Here is a 17,128-nt window from a genome sequence, read left to right as displayed (position 1 = left end):
ATTGCGCTGCACGCGCAATAAAATTGCGCTAACCGTGCGGACTGGGCTATGAGGATTGCGAAAGACCCACCCAATACCGCCGCAAAGGCCAGGAGTTCCAATCACGTGTCGCGGAACCTAGACGAGATCGACCTGAAGATCCTCACCGAGATTCAGGCCGACGGTCGAATCACCAATGTCGAGCTGGCCAAGCGCGTCGGCATCTCGCCGCCGCCCTGCCTGCGCCGGGTCCGGGCGCTGGAGGAGGAGGGCTACATCCACGGCTATCGCGGCCTGCTCGATGCCCGCAAGCTCGGTTTCGACGTCACCGTGTTCGCCGCCGTTCACCTGTCCAGCCAGGCCGAAGCGGATTTGCGCGCCTTCGAGGAGTTCGTCCGCGCCGAACCGCTGGTGCGGGAGTGCTGGATGCTGTCGGGCGAAGTCGACTTCATCCTGAAATGCGTCGCGCCCGACATGGCGACCTTCCAGGATTTCGTCACCCACCTCACCGCCGCCCCGCACGTGCGCAACGTGCGGACCTCGCTGGTGCTGCACAATTCGAAATACGAGGCGGCCGTGCCGCTGGACGTGAAGGGACGGCGGTAACTCTCCGCTCTCGTGCCCCGGACGCTGCGCAGCGCTTCTTAGCGGTGCGCTGCAGAGCCGGGGCCCATGTCACTGCGTCTTCCCGTGTTGCTTTCTGGGTCCCGGCTCTGCGCAGCAACGCGGCGCGTTGCAGCGCGTCCGGGACACGAGAGTGGTGGGCGCTGCTCCCACATCGTCATTGCGAGGAGCTCTTGCGACGAAGCAATCCAGACTGTCTCCGGCGGAGGGATTCTGGATTGCTTCGCTGCGCTCGCAATGACGCGTGTGAGAGTGTGCGCTCTGCACACTTCAAGCAACACGCCGAAACAAAAAGGCCGCGCATCGCGCGGCCCTTTCAAAACCTCAGCGCAGCGGCAAATCTTTACCGCCACTCCACCTTGGTGATCTCGTACGCCTTGGCGCCGCCGGGGGCATTGACCTCGACGGTCGAGCCCTTCTTCTTGCCGATCAGCGCACGCGCGAGCGGTGAGGTGATGGAGATGCGGCCCTTCTTGGCGTCGGCCTCGACCTCGCCGACGATCTGCCACACCGTCTTCTTCTCGGTGTCCTCGTCGACCAGCGTCACGGTGGCGCCGAACTTGATGGTGTCGCCGGACAGCTTCGAGATGTCGATGATGTCGGCGCGCGCGAGCTTGTCCTCGAGCTCGGCGATGCGGCCCTCATTGTGGGACTGCTCTTCCTTGGCGGCGTGATACTCCGCGTTCTCCGACAGGTCTCCGTGCGAACGCGCCTCGGCGATGTGCTCGATGATCCGAGGACGGTCCTCGGACTGGCGCTTCTTCAACTCTTCCCCGAGCGCGACAAAGCCGGCCTGGGTCATCGGAACCTTTTCCATCTCTTCTCTCGTCCTTCGGCCGGCGCGCCCCCAAAACGGAAGGGCGCGGCAACCTTGATTCGTCGCTATGTCCGGGGCTGAGCACGCCGCCACCGGAGTGTTATGTGGGTCTGGCGCCGGAACAGAACAACCACATGGCCGGACAGTTCCTCCGGCCATTGTGGCTTCATTGCCAATCACTTAGCGGCGGCTTTACCGCCGCTAGCGATCAGGTTTCCGAAAAGTAGCTCTGCAGGGTACGAACCTCAAGGTCCCCGCCAAGATAGGCGCGGATGCCCTGCGCGGCCGCCACGGCCCCGGAAAGAGTGGTGTAATACGGCACTTTATGCAAGAGGGCCGCGCGCCGCAGCGAACGGCTGTCGGCGAGCGCCTGCGGGCCTTCGGTGGTGTTGAGAACCAGCTGGACGTCGCCATTGGTGATGGCGTCGACGATATGCGGTCGTCCCTCCAGCACCTTGTTCACCTTCTCGGCCGGGATGCCCTGATCGGTCAGGAAGCGCGCCGTGCCTGAGGTGGCCAGCACCTTGAAGCCAAGCGAATGCAGCTGGCGCACGGCGTCGGCGATCCGGACCTTGTCGCTCTCGCGCACCGAGACGAACACCGTGCCCTTGCGCGGCACCCGCGTGCCGCCGCCGAGCTGGCTCTTGGCGAAGGCGACCGCGAAGGAGCGGTCGATGCCCATGACCTCGCCGGTCGAACGCATCTCGGGGCCGAGCACCGTGTCGACGCCCGGGAAGCGCGCGAACGGAAACACCGATTCCTTGACGCCGACATGCCTGAGCTCGGCCTTCTTCAGATTGAAGTCGGCGAGCTTCTCGCCGGCCATGATGCGCGCGGCGATCTTGGCGACCGGCGTGCCGATCACCTTGGCGACGAAGGGCACCGTGCGCGAGGCGCGCGGATTGACCTCGAGGACGTAGATGTCGCCGTCCTTGATCGCGTATTGCACATTCATCAGGCCGACGACGTCGAGCCCGAGCGCGAGCTCACGCGTCTGCCGCTCCAGCTCCGCGATCATCTTCGCGTCGAGCGAGTGCGGCGGCAGCGAGCAGGCGGAATCGCCGGAATGGATGCCGGCTTCCTCGATGTGCTCCATGATGCCGACGATGAAGGTGTCCTTGCCGTCGGAGAGGCAGTCGACGTCGACTTCGGTGGCATCGGAGAGATAGCGGTCGAACAGCAGCGGGTTCTTGCCGAGCACGGTGTTGATCTGCCCGGTCTTGTCGTTCGGGTAGCGCGCCTTGACGTCGGCCGGCACCAGCTCCGGCAGCGTGCCGAGCAGGTAGTCGTTGAGCTGGTTTTCCTCGCGGATGATCTGCATCGCGCGGCCGCCCAGCACGTAGGACGGGCGCACCACCAGCGGCAGGCCGAGATCGGCGGAGACGAGGCGGGCCTGCTCGACCGAATAGGCGATGCCGTTCTTCGGCTGCTTCAGCCGCAGCTTGTCGAGCACGCGCTTGAAGCGGTCGCGGTCTTCCGCGAGGTCGATGGCGTCGGGCGAGGTGCCGAGGATCGGCACTTCGGCGGCCTCCAGCGCACGCGCCAGCTTCAGCGGGGTCTGGCCGCCGAACTGCACGATCACGCCGTGCAGCGTGCCGTTGCTGCGCTCCTTCGCGATGATCTCCAGCACGTCCTCGCCCGTGAGCGGCTCGAAATAGAGCCGGTCGGCGGTGTCGTAGTCGGTCGACACGGTCTCCGGGTTGCAGTTGACCATGATGGATTCGTAGCCGGCGTCATGCAGCGCGAAGCAGGCGTGACAGCAGCAATAGTCGAACTCGATGCCCTGGCCGATGCGGTTCGGGCCGCCGCCGAGGATGATGACCTTCTTCTTGTCCGACGGCGCGCTCTCGTCCGCCGGCACGCCCGCGAACGGCGCCTCGTAGGTCGAATACATGTAGGCGGTGGGCGAGGCGAACTCGGCCGCGCAGGTGTCGATGCGCTTGTAGACCGGGCGGACGCCGAGCGCGTGACGCTTGTCGGTCACCTCGGCCTCCGTGGTCTGCGCCAGCACCGCGAGCCGCGCGTCCGAGAAGCCCATGGCTTTCAGGGTGCGCATGCCGAACGCGTTGGAGGGCAGGCCGCTCTTCTTGACCTTCTCCTCCATGTCGACGATGCCGCGCATCTCGCTCAGGAACCACGGATCGATCTTGCAGGAATTGAAGATGTCCTCGTTCGACCAGCCGAGCCGCATCGCCTGGGCGACCTGAAGGATGCGGTTCGGCGTCGGCGTGCCCAAGGCGGCGCGGATCGCGTTCTTGTCGTCGTCGCGGCCGAGACCTTCGATCTCGATCTCGTCGAGGCCGGTGAGGCCGGTCTCGAGCCCGCGCAGCGCCTTCTGAAGGCTCTCCTGGAACGTGCGGCCGATCGCCATGACCTCGCCGACCGACTTCATCGAGGTCGTCAGCGTGGAGGAGGCACCGGGAAATTTCTCGAAGGCGAAACGCGGGATCTTCGTCACCACGTAATCGATGGTCGGCTCGAACGAGGCCGGCGTCGCGCCGCCGGTGATGTCGTTGGCGATTTCGTCGAGCGTGTAGCCGATCGCGAGCTTTGCCGCGACCTTGGCGATCGGGAAGCCCGTCGCCTTCGAGGCCAAAGCGGAGGAACGCGACACGCGCGGATTCATCTCGATCACGACCATGCGGCCGTCGGCGGGATTGACGCCGAACTGCACGTTGGAGCCGCCGGTCTCGACACCGATCTCGCGCAGCACCGCCAGCGAGGCGTCGCGCATGATCTGGTATTCCTTGTCCGTCAGCGTCAGCGCCGGCGCGACCGTGATGGAGTCGCCGGTGTGCACGCCCATCGGATCGAAATTCTCGATCGAGCAGACGATGATGCAATTGTCCTTCTTGTCGCGCACCACCTCCATCTCGAACTCTTTCCAGCCGAGGACGGATTCCTCGATCAGGACTTCGTTGGTGGGGGACGCATCGAGGCCGCGCTCGATGATGTCGAGGAACTCTTCCTTGTTGTAGGCGATGCCGCCGCCGGTGCCGCCCATGGTGAAGGACGGACGGATGATCGCGGGCAGGCCGATCTCGGACAGCGCCATCATGGCCTGGCCGAAGGCGTATTCCTGATAGCGCTTGCGGCGGTCGCTCTCGCCGAGGGTCCACTGGCGGTCGAGCTCTTCGAGCGCCGCGCCCGACAGTTTTGCGCGCTCGGCCTGGTGCTTGTCGCGGAAGGACTTCTTCAGCTCGGACGCATTGGCGAGGCGCGACCTCGGCGTCTCCAGGCCGATCTTGGTCATGGCCTCGCGGAACAGCTGGCGGTCCTCGGCCTTGTCGATCGCATCGGCAGTGGCGCCGATCATCTCGACGTCGAACTTTTCGAGCGTGCCCTGCCGGCGCAGCGACAGCGCGCAGTTCAGTGCGGTCTGTCCGCCCATGGTCGGCAGCAGCGCGAAGCCGCCGGGAATGACGTGGCGTTCCTTCTCGATGATCTTGGCGACGATCTCGGGCGTGATCGGCTCGATATAGGTCGCATCGGCCAATTCCGGGTCGGTCATGATCGTGGCCGGATTGGAATTGACGAGGACGATGCGGTAGCCCTCTTCCTTCAGCGTCTTCACCGCCTGGGTGCCCGAATAATCGAACTCGCAGGCTTGGCCGATCACGATGGGACCGGCGCCGATGATCAGGATGGTGGTGATGTCTGTACGTTTGGGCATCAACTCTCGCCGAGGTCGAAGTGGAATTTAGGCACAAAAAAAGGGCGCGCTTGCTGCGCGTCCCCTGAGCCGAGAGCGCGGGGTCTTCCCTCGCGCGCGGGTGGGTCTTAGACCAGTTTTCGGGGCGGCGAAACCCCGAAAAACGCCCATCAACCGGCAATTTTGACGGGTTTTGGCCGGGCCTGCCAGCCGCGGGCGAGATGCACCAGAAGCGAGGCCGCAACGCTCGATCCGCCGATCCAGCCGAGGTCGGTCGGGGACAGGGCGGCCAGCACCGCCCCGCCCAGCGCCCCGCCGATGGCGAAGCCGAGATACATCGAGGAGGCGTTGAGCGAGAGCGCGATCATCGAGGCCTGCGGCTCGATCCGGATGATGCTGGCGATCTGGGCCGGATAGAACGCCCAGCCCGAGATGCCCCAGAGGAAAATCGCGCCCAGCACGGCGTAATGCGCCTGTCCGGGCATCAGCTTCAGCACCAGCGAATGCAGGATCAGGGCGCTCGCCATGCCGGCGAGCCCGAGGGCTGCGGTGGTCAGCGTGCCGAGTCGGTCGGCGAGGACGCCGCCCAGCATGTTGCCGATCGCGGCCGCGCCGCCAAACACCAGCAGCGCCAGGCTGATCTGCGAGGCATCAAAGCCGAGCCCGTGCAGCGGGACCGCGAAATAGGTGAACACGGTGAAGCCGCCGAGCGCCCATAGGACCGTGATCACGAGCGCGATCAGCACGTTGCTGTGCCGCGCCACCGCCAGCCGGTCGCTGAGTGACGCCGTGTTGCGGGGCAGGCCGCGGGGCAGCCCGAGCAGCAGGCCCGCGAGCGCGACGGCGCCGATCAGGGCGACCATGGCAAAGGTCGCGCGCCAGCCGAACAGGCTGCCGACGAGATTGCCGAAGGGCACGCCGACGACGGTCGCAACGGTGAGGCCCGAAGTGACGAGCGCCACCGCGCGGCCGCGCCTTTCGGGGGAGGCGACCGCGACCGACACCGCGAGCGCCGTCGGCATGCAGAGGCCGGAGCCCAGCGCCATCAGCATCCGCGAGGCCAGCAGCAAGGCGTAGTTGGAGGCCACCATCGCCGCGAGGTTTCCGGCGATGAAGGTCGCCAGCGCCAGAGCCAGCACGGTCCGGCGGTCGATGTTGTTCAGCGCCACCGCCAGGACTGGAGAGCCGACGGCATAGGTGAGGGCGTAGGCGGTCACCAATTGCCCGGCGGCCGAGACCGAAATCGACAGGTCGTTCGCGATCGCAGGCAAAAGCCCAGCAATCACAAACCCTTCGGTGCCGATCGCAAAGGCCCCGAGGGCCAGCCAGAACACGCTCATCGCCAACAATCCAATGTTCAATGTTTATTGAACTATCGAACGAAGCTGTTTCGCTGTCAATTGGTTCAAGAACTATTGAACATTGCGGTCGCATCGCTATGATTCCGGGATCATGAGCCGCACGCCGCACCATCCCACCCGCGAGCAGATCGAGCTGCCGATGGTCCTGGATTGCCTGAGCGATCCGATCCGTCTGGCGATCGTCTACCAGCTCGCCCAGCAGGAACGTGTCAGCAGCGAGCTGCGCTGCGGCGACTTCAGTGGGCTCAGCGGCAAGTCGAACCTCGCCTATCACTTCGCCAAGCTCCGCGATTGCGGCCTGATGCAGACCCGCATCGCAGGCACCAACCGCTTCATGCGGCTGCGGCGCGAGGATCTGGAGGCGCGTTTCCCCGGCCTGCTCGATGCCGTGCTCAGCTCCGCAGCCAAGGACGCCGACCGGCTGCCGCTGCTTGCGGAGTGCGAATTGGTCGAGGTTGACCGAAAATGAGACGCTTGCGCGCAAGGCGCTGATTTGTTCGCAGCGTCAATGCGTTCGCCAAGCTCAGCGAACTGCGACGCGCGCATCGCGGTCTACTGTGCATGGGGTTGTTTTCGAGGTTTTGCTTTGGGGGTGGCCCCGAAGCGTGCCCGTCTTCGCCCTTCGGGCTTCGTCGAGGCAGCCTTCGCCACGACAGGGCTTGCCCAGCCGAAGCGGCGTCAGCCGCGAAGGCTGGAGACCCGGCCTGGATTTGAACCAGGATGAAGAGCGTTGCACCGCCCTCGCGTAGACGCTTCCGCCACCGGGCCGGGGCGGACATTACCGATTGCACTGCGACAAGCTACAACGGCTAATTGTTATGCTTAACGAACCAATGGCGGCCGTGCGATGAATGTCATGCGCCAGCGATTGTGGCCGATATTGGTGTGGGCGCGCTGGACCGCGAAGCCGGCTGCTTTCAGCTTGGCGGTGATCTCGTCCTCGCTGTAGCGCTGCAGCCCGATCTTCGAGCGCAGCTGACGATAATCAGAGAGCGCGGTGCTGATCAGCCCGATCAGCGCGTCCTTCAAGAAGCCGTGACGCAGGCCGAAGCTGAGCAGCGCCATCACGTCCCTGAACATGCCGACCTGGGGCTGCAGGATGTCGCCGAGCACCAGTCTGCCGGACGGGGTGAGCAAGCGGCGCACGTTGAGCAGCGCGGCATCGAGCTCCTCGCTCGTCATGTACTGGGCGACCGAGTTCATCACCACGAGGTCGATCGACTGGTCCTGCATGTTGCGGACGTCGTCGAGCGAGCGGACGCGGATCTTGGTGTTGGGGGCGAACCGCGCGATCAGCCGGCCGCGAACGCCCGGCGCCGGCTCGGCCAAGATCAGCTTGCCGCAGGCGGCCGCCACCTGGTTTGCCGACAGCGCCTCGCCGCAGGCATAGTCGAGCACGGTCGCCTCGGGCGAGGTGATGTAGCCGATGATGTCCCGCGCGATGATCTGGAAGTGCAAGTCGCGGTGCAGCTTGCTGACATAGATCGTATGCGTGGAGTCGTAATAATCGATCCAATCGTCCATGGTATCCCGCCCAGCGGTTCCTATCTAGGAACCGCGCTGCCCGCCTTGCGTTAGGGGTGCGACGGCGCGCCGTCAATGTCCGCGTCCTAACAGGAAGGTTTCCCGTGAGCAAAAGCAACAACAAGGTCTCGCCCGATCTCGACACCCCCACCGACCTGTCGCCCGATGGGGTCAAGAAGGTCTCGGAGGCGCTCAACGTGCTGCTGGCCGACGCCTTCGCGCTGTACCTGAAGACCAAGAATTTCCACTGGCACGTCAGCGGCCGGCATTTCCGCGACTATCACCTGCTGCTCGACGAGCAGTCGGACCAGATCTTCGCCACCACCGACCAGCTCGCCGAGCGCGTCCGCAAGATCGGCGGCACCACGCTGAAATCGATCGGCCAGGTCGCAAAGCTCCAGACCATCAAGGACAACAACGAGGACTACGTCCCGCCGCGCGAGATGCTGCGCGAGCTGATGCAGGACAACAAGCACGTGGCGGCGGCGATGCGCAAGGCGCACGACGTCTGCGACGAGGCCGGCGACGTCGCCAGCGCCAGCATCCTCGAAGTCTTCATCGACGAGACCGAGCGGCGGACCTGGTTCCTGTTCGAGGCGACCCGGCAGGAAGGCAGCAACGCGGCGTAGGCACTGCTGTAGGGTGGGTTAGCTCTGCAGATGCGCTAAGCGCATCTGCTCGGCGTAACCCACCTCTTCTGTTTCCATGGAGATGGACGGTGGTGGGTTACGCCTTCGGCTAACCCACCCTACGGCACTGCGCGTGCTGCTACCCCCACAGCCGCATCAACGCCCCGTTCTTGCCGGTCACCGGATCGGCCGGCGGCACTGCGACCTTCGGAATCGTCTTCAGCGCCTTCGCGTGGTTCTCGGACGTCGCGCGCGTGACCTCCATCCTCGCACCGGGCGGATAGGCGCCGATGATGCAGAAATCATCGCTCGCCTTGATGCACTGATGTCCGGTGCCGGCGGGCAGGATCGCGACGTCGCCGGCCTTGATCGCGAGCTCCTGGCCATGATCGCCGCCGAAGCGGACGCGCGCATGCCCACGCGCAACGCCGAGCACCTCGTGCACCGTCGCGTGGTAGTGCAGAAAGTCGTAGACGCCGTTGCGCCATGTCCCGCCCCAGCCGTTCTGCTCGAACAGGCTTTCGACGGTCTCTTCCGGACGCTTCGGATCGAGCTGCACCGCGCCCTGGTAGACCAGGAACGGAAGGATGTTGTTCGGCACGAGGCCATCGTCCTCGAAGACGATGGCGAGCGGCTCGGCATTGTCGCGGACAACGGACATGGCAGGGCTCCGAGTAGCAACAGACCAGAGATCAAGACGGGCGCACGTCGCTTGGTTCCTGAGCCTAGTCAATCCGCCGGCTTGACGGAGATCAAGGCGCAGGCGGCCCTTGGCGGGCACGCAAGTCAAAGCAAAAGAGAGGGAACGCCATGTACGCATCCGAGATTGCGCAGCGTCATTTCTCGGCGGCCGTCGACGACGCGGAGACGACTGGCCTCGGGCATGAAGCCGTCTGCCGCGCCCTGCTCAGTCTCGTGATTTCGAAATATCTGGAGACGAGGTCCGTCGCCGACATCCAGGCGGAGCTGCGCTTCAACGCCGAGAATTGCGACCCCGACACGGACTTCATGTTCATGCGTCCGTGACGGCGTCACCAACCCGGCGGATGAATCCGCCGGGTGGTCTTTATGCCTTACGCGCTCTTCTTCTGCCGCATCAGGTCGGCGAAGCGCTGGAACAGATAGTGGGAGTCGCGCGGACCGGGTGAGGCCTCGGGGTGATACTGCACCGAGAACACCGGCTTGCCGTCGAGCTGGATGCCGCAATTGGATCCGTCGAACAGCGAGATGTGGGTCTGCGTCGCGCCCTTCGGCAACGTCGCCTCGTCCACGGCGAAGCCGTGGTTCATCGAGGTAATCTCGACCTTGCCGGTGGTCTCGTCCTTCACCGGATGATTGGCGCCGTGATGGCCCTGATGCATCTTCTTGGTCTTGGCGCCGACGGCCAGACCGAGCATCTGGTGGCCGAGGCAGATCCCGAAGGTCGGCGTGCCCGACTTGATGACGTCCTGAATCACGGGCACCGCGTACTTGCCGGTTGCCGCCGGATCGCCCGGACCGTTCGACAGGAACACGCCATCCGGCTTCATCGCCAGGATGTCTTCGGACGAGGTCGTTGCCGGCACCACCGTCACCTTGCAGCCGACACCGGCGAGCAGGCGCAGGATGTTGCGCTTGATGCCGTAGTCGATGGCGACGACGTTGAACTCGGGATTCTCCTGTCGGCCAAAACCCTTGTCCCAGAGCCAGGGCGTTTCGTCCCAGGTGAAGCGCTGGCCGCTCGTGACCATCGGCACGAGGTCCATGCCCTCGAGGCCGGGCCATTCGCGCGCTTCTTCCTTCAGGCCATGCAGGTCGAACTCGCCGGTCTTGGAATGCGCGATCACCGCGTTGGGCATGCCCTTGCTGCGGATCAGCGCGGTCAGCGCGCGGGTGTCGATGCCGGAGAGGCCGATGATGCCGCGGGCCTTCAGCCACTGGTCGAGATGCCGGGTGGCGCGGTAGTTCGAGGGATCGGTGATCGCGGTACGCAGGATCACGCCGCGCGCGCCGGGCGTCGCGGCCATGTTCACCGTCTCGATGTCTTCCTCGTTGGTACCGACATTGCCGATATGCGGGAAGGTGAAGGTGATGAGCTGGCCGGCATAGGAGGGATCGGTGAGGATCTCCTCATAGCCGGTCATCGCGGTGTTGAAGCAGACCTCGCCGACGGCGTGGCCTTCGGCGCCGAGACCAAAGCCCTCCAGCACCGTGCCATCGGCAAGCACGAGGAGCGCGGTCGGTTTATGGTCCGGCCAGGCGGGATCGTTGTCATGTTGTGTCATGAGCCCGCTTCATAAGCCCCCGGCGCGCGCCCGTCAAAGCGCAGATGCGCCGATTCACATGCGTTTTTGCATATTTGACAGCCCGATGCGGGCACTTAAGCTCGGCCGCACAATTTCCGGCAATTTAGGGGGCTTGCGAGGCAATAATGGACCAGACCACCCCGCTTTTGCTGGTTCCGGGGCTGGCCTCCTCGGCCCGGATCTATGCGCCGGTCCTGCCCGCCTTGTGGCGGCTCGGCCCGGTGATGATTGCCAACCATATCCGCGACGACAGCATGGCGGCGATCGCCGCCCGGGTGCTGCGCGAGGCCCCGCCGCGCTTCGCGCTCGCCGGCCATTCCATGGGCGGCTACATCGCGCTCGAGATCATGCGCCAGGCGCCCGAGCGGGTCTTGAAGCTCGCGCTGATCAACACCCAAGCCCGCCCCGACACGCCGGAGGCGACCGCGCGCCGCCGCGGCCTGATGGAGCGCGCAAGGCGCGGCGAGCTTCGCGCCGTCCGCGAGGAGAGCTTTCCCGAGCTCGTGCATCCGTCGCGGCGCGATGATGCCGATATTCTCAAGCTCGTGCATGCGCAGGACGAGGATGTCGGCGTGGACGGCTATCTGCGGCAGCAGACAGCGATCATCGCGCGGGTGGATTCACGTCCGACGCTTGCAGCGATCAGGTGTCCGACCCTGGTGCTGACGGGCGATGCCGACAACACGATCCCGAATGCGTTCTCGAAGGAAATGGCTGACGGCATCGCCGGCGCAAGGCTCGTGATCCTCGAGCGCTGCGGACATCTGCCGCAACCGGAACAGCCGGAAGCGACAGTGCGGGCGCTGACCGAATGGCTCGCGAGCTAGGCGCTCACCCGCAATAGGCGGCCTTGGTCCAGAGGGGCAGGAGAAAGAAGCCCACCACGGCGATGTCGACCACGTAAAGGACACGCCGGGCCGTCGTCGAGACCGGTGTGGTCGAGTGCTCACCTTCGTAGACCACGAGCGGATTGAACTTTGTCTCCCAGCCGAGCTTGTACGTCAGCAGAGAGACGAAGTCGTAGACCGGCAGGTACAGCAGAAGGATCAGAAAGAGGCCGTTCACGGCGATAGCGAGCCAGGACGAGCTGGTTTCGCCGGCGAAGCCCGGCAGCGTGCCGCAGGAATAGGGGCCGAAACGGCTTGCCCAGAGCACCACAAGGCAGACCGCCAACATGGCGAGATGCTTTCCGGTCCTCATGCAAGCACCTATATTGACCCCGGATCTTGTTGTAGACCACGAGTCTTTCCGGACTGTTTCCAAAACGAGGCGATCATGCTGCGCGACGACATCAACAATGCGGTCAAGGAGGCCATGAAGGCCAAGGACGAGCGCAAGCTGTCCACGCTGCGCATGGTCAATTCGACCATCAAGAACGCCGACATCGACGCACGCGGGCAGGGCAAGCCGCCGCTGTCGGACGCCGACCTGCTTGGCGTCTTTCAGAAGATGATCAAGCAGCGTCAGGAATCGGTCGAGCTCTACGACAAGGGCGGCCGCGCCGAGCTCGCGGCCCAGGAGCGCGAGGAGATCGCGGTGATCTCGGCTTATCTGCCGAAGCAGATGTCCGAGGACGAGGTGAAGAAGGCGATCTCGGACGCGATTGGCGAGACCGGCGCTGCCGGCATGAAGGACATGGGCAAGGTGATCGCCGTGCTGCGCGCGAAATACGCGGGGCAGATGGATTTCGGCAAGGCGTCCGGCCTGGTGAAGGCCGCGCTGTCGGGCTAGCTCTGTCTTCCCTCTCCCCTTGCGGGAGAGGGTGGCATAGGCGGCCTCCGGCCGCCGTTCTAAGAACGCCGATGCTTCGCATCGGCTATGGCGAAGCGGCGAGACGGGTGAGGGGTTCTCTCCGCGGGTGAACCTCTCGCAATTGAGCAAGCGGATGGATACCCCTCATCCGGCGCTTCGCGCCACCTTCTCCCGCAAGGGGAGAAGGGGCACCTTTGATGCCGCAACGGTTCGGTCTACTCTCTCCCGACATAAACGATCGGGAGCAACCGATGACCGCCGCCGTCAAACCATTCCGCATCGCCGTCAGCGACGACATTCTCACCGATCTCAAATCGCGGCTCGCGCGCACGCGCTGGCCGGAGGCGGAGCTGGTCGACGACTGGAGTCAGGGCGCGCCGCTGCAATGGATCCGGGAAGTCTGCGCCTACTGGGCCAACAATTACGACTGGCGCGGCCGCGAGGCCAAGCTCAATCGCTTCGCGCAGTTCACCACCGAGATCGACGGGCTCGACATCCACTTCATCCATGTCCGCTCGCAGGAGCCGTCGGCGCTGCCGCTGATCATCACCCATGGCTGGCCCGGCTCGATCGTCGAATTCCAGAAAGTGATCGCGCCGCTCACCGATCCCGCCGCGCATGGCGGCAATCCCGCGGATGCGTTTCACGTGATCTGCCCGTCGCTGCCGGGCTTCGGCTTCTCGGCCAAGCCGAAGACCACCGGCTGGGGCGTCGACCGCATCGCCGCGACCTGGGCGAAGCTGATGGACCGGCTCGGCTACGCGCGCTACGGCGCGCAAGGCGGCGACTGGGGCTCGGCGGTGACGACGTCGCTCGGCGCGCAGGACCCCACGCACTGCGCCGGTATCCACATCACGCTCGCCTTCGGCGCCGCGCCGAAGGTCGAGGGCGAGCCGACGTCGGAGGAGAAGCGCGCGCTCGCCGGCCTCAAGCATTATGTCGATCTCGACTCCGGCTATTCGAAGCAGCAATCGACGCGGCCGCAGACGCTCGGCTATGGCCTGACGGACTCGCCGAGCGGGCAGGCGGCCTGGATCCTGGAGAAATTCTGGGCCTGGACCGATTGCAACGGGCACCCCGAGAACATCTTTGGCAAGGACGAGCTAATCGACAACGTCATGCTGTATTGGGCGACGGAGACGGCGACGTCATCGGCGCGGCTCTATTGGGAGAGTTTTGGCAAACGCCGCACCACGCCGAAAGTGACCGTGCCGACGGGCGTCGCCGTATTCCCCAAGGAGATCATCACGCCGGTGCGGCGCTGGATGGAGCCCAATTTTCACAACATCACCCATTGGAGCGAGATGGAGAAGGGCGGGCATTTCGCCGCATTCGAGCAGCCGGAGCTGTTCGTGCGCGATGTCAGGAAATTCTTTGCGACGGTGCGGTGAGCTGAGCTGCCTCCATCGTCATGCCCGGGCTTGTCCCGGGCATCCACGGCCTTAAACTGATGGCCAACAAGAACGTGGATGGCCGGGACGAGCCCGGCCATGACGGCGCCTCCAGGAAACGACCCAAGACCATGCTGACCGAAGCCAAGACCTACGACGAGCTCTATCGCAATTTCCGCTGGGACGTGCCTGATCGATTCAACATGGCGGAAGCCTGCTGCGACCGTCATGCCGACGGCACCGGGCGCCTCGCGCTGGTCTATGTCGACGAGAGCGGTGCGACGACGCGCACCTCCTTCGACGAGGTCGCCGAGATGTCGCGCCGCTTTGCCAATGTGCTGAAGGCGGATGGCCTGTTGCGCGGCGACCGCGTCGCGGTGTTCCTGTCGCAGTCGCTGGAATTGCCGGTCGCGCATATGGCGGCGTTCCGGTCGGGCATGATCTCGATCCCGCTGTTCGCGCTGTTCGGCGAGGACGCGCTGGAGTTCCGCCTGTCGAACTCGCAGGCCAAGGCGATCGTCACCGACGAGGGCGGCTGGGAGAAGCTCTCCAAGATTCGCGATCGTCTGCCCGATCTGAAGAACGTCTATGTCGTCGGCGAGCATGTACCCGCAGGCGCGCAGTCGTTCTGGGATGCGGTGAAGGCCGCATTGCCCGACTTCGCGCGCGTCGACACCTCATGCGACGGTCCCGCGCTGATCATCTACACCTCGGGCACCACGGGCAATCCGAAGGGCGCGTTGCACGCGCATCGCGTCGTGCTCGGCCATCTGCCGAACGTGGAGATGTGTCACAACTTCCTGCCGCGGCCGGGCGATCTCATGTGGACGCCGGCGGACTGGGCCTGGATCGGCGGCCTCGTCAACGGCTTGTTCGCGTTCTGGTATCACGGCATCCCGCTGGTCGGCCACCGCGCGCGAAAATTCGAGCCGCAGGCGGCGATGCAGATGATGGCCGATCTTGGCGTGCGCAATGTCTTCCTGCCGCCGACCGCGCTGAAGCTGATGCGGCAGGCCGGCGTGAAGCATGCGGGCGTGAAGCTGCGCAGCATCTTCACCGGCGGCGAATCCCTCGGCGGCGAGCTGCTCGGCTGGGTGCGCGAGACCTTCGGCATCGACGCGCATGAAGTGTTCGGCCAGACCGAGTGCAACCTCGTGATCGGCAGCAACTCGAACCTGTTTCCGATCCGCCCGGGATCGATGGGCAAGGCGACGCCGGGCTTCGACGTCCGCATCGTCAACGACAAGGGCGAGGAGCAACCGCGCGGCCAGCGCGGCATCATCGGCGTGCGGCAGCCGTGTCCATGCACGATGCTCGAATACTGGCGCAATCCGGAGGCGACCGCGAAGAAATATGCCGGCGAGTTCCTGCTCACCGGCGATCTCGGCGTGCAGGACGAGGACGGCTATTTCTGGTACGTCAGCCGCGAGGACGACGTCATCACCACCGCCGGCTATCGCGTCGGCCCGTCCGAGATCGAGCACACGCTGATGAAGCATCCGTCGGTCGCGATGGCCGCGGTGGTCGGCATTCCCGATCCGATCCGCACCGAGTCCATCAAGGCCTGGATCGTGCTGCGTCCTGGCTTTGCCGCCGGCGATGCGCTCGCGCGCGAGATCCAGGAGTTCGTGAAGGTGCAGCTCGCCGCGCACGAATATCCGCGCTATGTGGAGTTCGCCGAGACGCTGCCGATGACGGCCACGGGCAAGGTGCTGCGGCGCGAGTTGCGGGCGAAGGGTTAGATTTCTCGATGCCAAAGACGTCTCCAGCCGCGGGGCTGCATCGCGCCTCGCTTGCGAAGCTGAACGAGCTCGATGCGGCGCTGGAGCTCATGTATTACGGCTGGCGCGGGATGACGCTGGAGGCCGACGACTATCTTGCCAAGCAGGGCCTGTCGCGCTCGCACCATCGCATCCTCTACGTCGTGGCGCGCCGGCCCGACATCGCGATCGGTGCGCTGATCGAGGTTCTCGGCATTTCCAAGCAGGCGCTGAACCGGCCGCTCAATCTGCTGCTGGAGCGCAAGCTCCTGACGTCGCAGCGCGCGCCCGAGCAGCATCGCTCGAAGCTGCTGCGGCTCACGGCCGCAGGCCAACGCATCGAGCAAAGGGCCTCGGACCACGAGCGCAAGGTCATGCGTCAGGCGTTCGATCGCGCCGGCGCCTCGGGCGCGGCGGCCTGGATGGCCGTCATGGAGGCGATCGCCGACAATAATTGAAGGCGCCTCAAGTCAATGTAGTTGACATGAGAGCGCGGCTTTGCCACTTTCCGGGCCAACGAGCCGGGGAGGGCTCCGCCATGAGCGCAGGGAAGATGAGCAGCGCCGCCGCCGGACCCTTCGTCGCGGCATGGTGCGCGAGCTGGTGCAAGGTCGACATCGACGCGGTCGTCGCGCATTTTGCCGACGACGCGCAGATGCGCAGCCCTCTCGCGCTCGAATTGACCGGCTCCCCGGTCGTCACCGGTGCTGAGAACATCCGCGCCTATTGGCGGCGGGCCTATGGCCACATCGAAAGCGCCGACCTGAAGATCCTGAGCTGGAGCTGGGACGAGACCATCTCGCGCCTGACGGTGTGGTGGCAATTGGGCGGCACGCGCGCCAGCGAATTCATGGACTTCGACGATGCGGGCCGCGTGGTGCGCAGCGAAGCCTTTTACGGGAAATAGCCATGCGTCTTCTCGACATCGTCCTGCTTCTCAACGCGCTCTGGTTCGTCGGCGCCTTCATCCAGTTCAGCATCGCGCAAACCAACACGCTGAAGATATTGCTGCCGCGGGAAGAGCGCGGGAATCCGATCGCGCCGACGCTAGCGGCGAGCGTCGCATTCCTGGGCGGTATGAACCTGCCGATCGGGCTGCTGTCGTTCTATCTCCTGGCCGCGCGTCCGGCTTTCTTCCAGCCGCTGCAGGCGCAGATCGTGCTGTTCCTGTTCTTCTCCGCCTGCCACTTCAGCCAGTTCGTCTATAACGTTCCCGTGCTGATGCGCGGCGGCCGCGTCGGCGTCGCCTACTGGCCGGTGCTGAAGGGGCCGATGCTCCGCATCTTCGTCATCGATGCGGGGCTGTTCGCGGCCAATCTCGCCGTCGCGCTCCAGCTCGCGTTCTCGTCCTGAT

Annotated in this window: 18 protein-coding genes and 1 tRNA gene; 11 read left to right on the top strand and 8 right to left on the bottom strand. The window is 65.0% G+C overall.

Annotated features, from left to right (window positions below; translation table 11 throughout):
- The first annotated feature begins 105 nt into the window (after window positions 1–105).
- Entirely contained in the window at window positions 106–585 is a 480-nt protein-coding gene (locus JQ617_RS33805; protein WP_027547667.1) for an Lrp/AsnC family transcriptional regulator, read from the top strand.
- Window positions 586–946: 361 nt separating this feature from the next.
- Here JQ617_RS33805 and greA read toward each other — a convergent pair whose 3' ends face one another.
- From greA to JQ617_RS33790, 3 genes are all read right to left on the bottom strand, one after another.
- Window positions 947–1,420: a transcription elongation factor GreA gene (greA, locus tag JQ617_RS33800; protein ID WP_018643807.1), complete on the bottom strand. Its 474-nt coding sequence runs from the start codon at window positions 1,418–1,420 to the stop codon at window positions 947–949.
- Window positions 1,421–1,628: 208 nt separating this feature from the next.
- Window positions 1,629–5,093 carry a carbamoyl-phosphate synthase large subunit gene (gene carB / locus JQ617_RS33795; protein ID WP_212030149.1) on the bottom strand — a complete coding sequence of 1,155 codons (3,465 nt, stop codon included), beginning with the start codon at window positions 5,091–5,093 and terminating at the stop codon, window positions 1,629–1,631.
- A 149-nt stretch (window positions 5,094–5,242) separates the two neighbouring features.
- Window positions 5,243–6,412: an MFS transporter gene (locus JQ617_RS33790; RefSeq protein WP_212030148.1), complete on the bottom strand. Its 1,170-nt coding sequence runs from the start codon at window positions 6,410–6,412 to the stop codon at window positions 5,243–5,245.
- 112 nt (window positions 6,413–6,524) lie between these two features.
- Between JQ617_RS33790 and JQ617_RS33785 the strand changes: the two genes are divergently transcribed.
- Window positions 6,525–6,902 carry an ArsR/SmtB family transcription factor gene (locus JQ617_RS33785; protein WP_212030147.1) on the top strand — a complete coding sequence of 126 codons (378 nt, stop codon included), beginning with the start codon at window positions 6,525–6,527 and terminating at the stop codon, window positions 6,900–6,902.
- Window positions 6,903–7,125: 223 nt separating this feature from the next.
- On the opposite strand, the gene JQ617_RS33780 is transcribed toward JQ617_RS33785, so the two are convergent.
- Window positions 7,126–7,201, bottom strand: a tRNA-OTHER gene (locus JQ617_RS33780).
- 54 nt (window positions 7,202–7,255) lie between these two features.
- Complete coding sequence (locus tag JQ617_RS33775) at window positions 7,256–7,957, bottom strand: class I SAM-dependent methyltransferase (protein ID WP_212030146.1); 702 nt, start codon at window positions 7,955–7,957, stop codon at window positions 7,256–7,258.
- A gap of 104 nt (window positions 7,958–8,061) precedes the next feature.
- Between JQ617_RS33775 and JQ617_RS33770 the strand changes: the two genes are divergently transcribed.
- The gene (locus tag JQ617_RS33770) at window positions 8,062–8,586 is read left to right on the top strand and encodes a Dps family protein (RefSeq protein ID WP_212030145.1); all 525 of its coding nucleotides are present in this window, start codon (window positions 8,062–8,064) and stop codon (window positions 8,584–8,586) included.
- A 139-nt stretch (window positions 8,587–8,725) separates the two neighbouring features.
- On the opposite strand, the gene JQ617_RS33765 is transcribed toward JQ617_RS33770, so the two are convergent.
- Entirely contained in the window at window positions 8,726–9,247 is a 522-nt protein-coding gene (locus JQ617_RS33765; protein WP_212030144.1) for a hypothetical protein, read from the bottom strand.
- A gap of 149 nt (window positions 9,248–9,396) precedes the next feature.
- Between JQ617_RS33765 and JQ617_RS33760 the strand changes: the two genes are divergently transcribed.
- The gene (locus JQ617_RS33760) at window positions 9,397–9,612 is read left to right on the top strand and encodes a hypothetical protein (protein WP_212030143.1); all 216 of its coding nucleotides are present in this window, start codon (window positions 9,397–9,399) and stop codon (window positions 9,610–9,612) included.
- Window positions 9,613–9,659: 47 nt separating this feature from the next.
- Here JQ617_RS33760 and carA read toward each other — a convergent pair whose 3' ends face one another.
- Window positions 9,660–10,850: a glutamine-hydrolyzing carbamoyl-phosphate synthase small subunit gene (carA, locus tag JQ617_RS33755; RefSeq protein ID WP_212030142.1), complete on the bottom strand. Its 1,191-nt coding sequence runs from the start codon at window positions 10,848–10,850 to the stop codon at window positions 9,660–9,662.
- A 146-nt stretch (window positions 10,851–10,996) separates the two neighbouring features.
- Here carA and JQ617_RS33750 point away from each other — a divergent pair, with 146 nt between their 5' ends.
- Entirely contained in the window at window positions 10,997–11,698 is a 702-nt protein-coding gene (locus JQ617_RS33750; RefSeq protein ID WP_212030141.1) for an alpha/beta fold hydrolase, read from the top strand.
- Between the two features lie 4 nt (window positions 11,699–11,702).
- On the opposite strand, the gene JQ617_RS33745 is transcribed toward JQ617_RS33750, so the two are convergent.
- Window positions 11,703–12,071, bottom strand: coding sequence for a hypothetical protein (locus JQ617_RS33745; protein WP_212030140.1), 369 nt, complete (start codon window positions 12,069–12,071; stop codon window positions 11,703–11,705).
- A 75-nt stretch (window positions 12,072–12,146) separates the two neighbouring features.
- Between JQ617_RS33745 and JQ617_RS33740 the strand changes: the two genes are divergently transcribed.
- The 6 genes from JQ617_RS33740 (at window position 12,147) to JQ617_RS33715 (ending at window position 17,127) form a co-directional block, all read left to right on the top strand.
- Complete coding sequence (locus JQ617_RS33740) at window positions 12,147–12,602, top strand: GatB/YqeY domain-containing protein (RefSeq protein WP_063687448.1); 456 nt, start codon at window positions 12,147–12,149, stop codon at window positions 12,600–12,602.
- A gap of 272 nt (window positions 12,603–12,874) precedes the next feature.
- Complete coding sequence (locus JQ617_RS33735) at window positions 12,875–14,014, top strand: epoxide hydrolase family protein (protein WP_212030139.1); 1,140 nt, start codon at window positions 12,875–12,877, stop codon at window positions 14,012–14,014.
- Window positions 14,015–14,145: 131 nt separating this feature from the next.
- Complete coding sequence (locus JQ617_RS33730; RefSeq protein WP_212030186.1) at window positions 14,146–15,756, top strand: acyl-CoA synthetase; 1,611 nt, start codon at window positions 14,146–14,148, stop codon at window positions 15,754–15,756.
- An 8-nt stretch (window positions 15,757–15,764) separates the two neighbouring features.
- Window positions 15,765–16,232: a MarR family winged helix-turn-helix transcriptional regulator gene (locus JQ617_RS33725; RefSeq protein WP_212030138.1), complete on the top strand. Its 468-nt coding sequence runs from the start codon at window positions 15,765–15,767 to the stop codon at window positions 16,230–16,232.
- An 80-nt stretch (window positions 16,233–16,312) separates the two neighbouring features.
- Window positions 16,313–16,681, top strand: coding sequence for a nuclear transport factor 2 family protein (locus JQ617_RS33720; protein WP_212030137.1), 369 nt, complete (start codon window positions 16,313–16,315; stop codon window positions 16,679–16,681).
- Between the two features lie 2 nt (window positions 16,682–16,683).
- Window positions 16,684–17,127, top strand: coding sequence for a hypothetical protein (locus JQ617_RS33715; RefSeq protein ID WP_212030136.1), 444 nt, complete (start codon window positions 16,684–16,686; stop codon window positions 17,125–17,127).
- Window position 17,128 lies beyond the last annotated feature (1 nt).

It is taken from the genome of Bradyrhizobium sp. KB893862 SZCCT0404 (genome assembly GCF_018130885.1).
Classification (GTDB): domain Bacteria; phylum Pseudomonadota; class Alphaproteobacteria; order Rhizobiales; family Xanthobacteraceae; genus Bradyrhizobium; species Bradyrhizobium stylosanthis.
The sequence above is the reverse complement of the archived record's forward strand: the minus strand, read 5'-3'. Positions and strand labels throughout refer to the sequence as shown.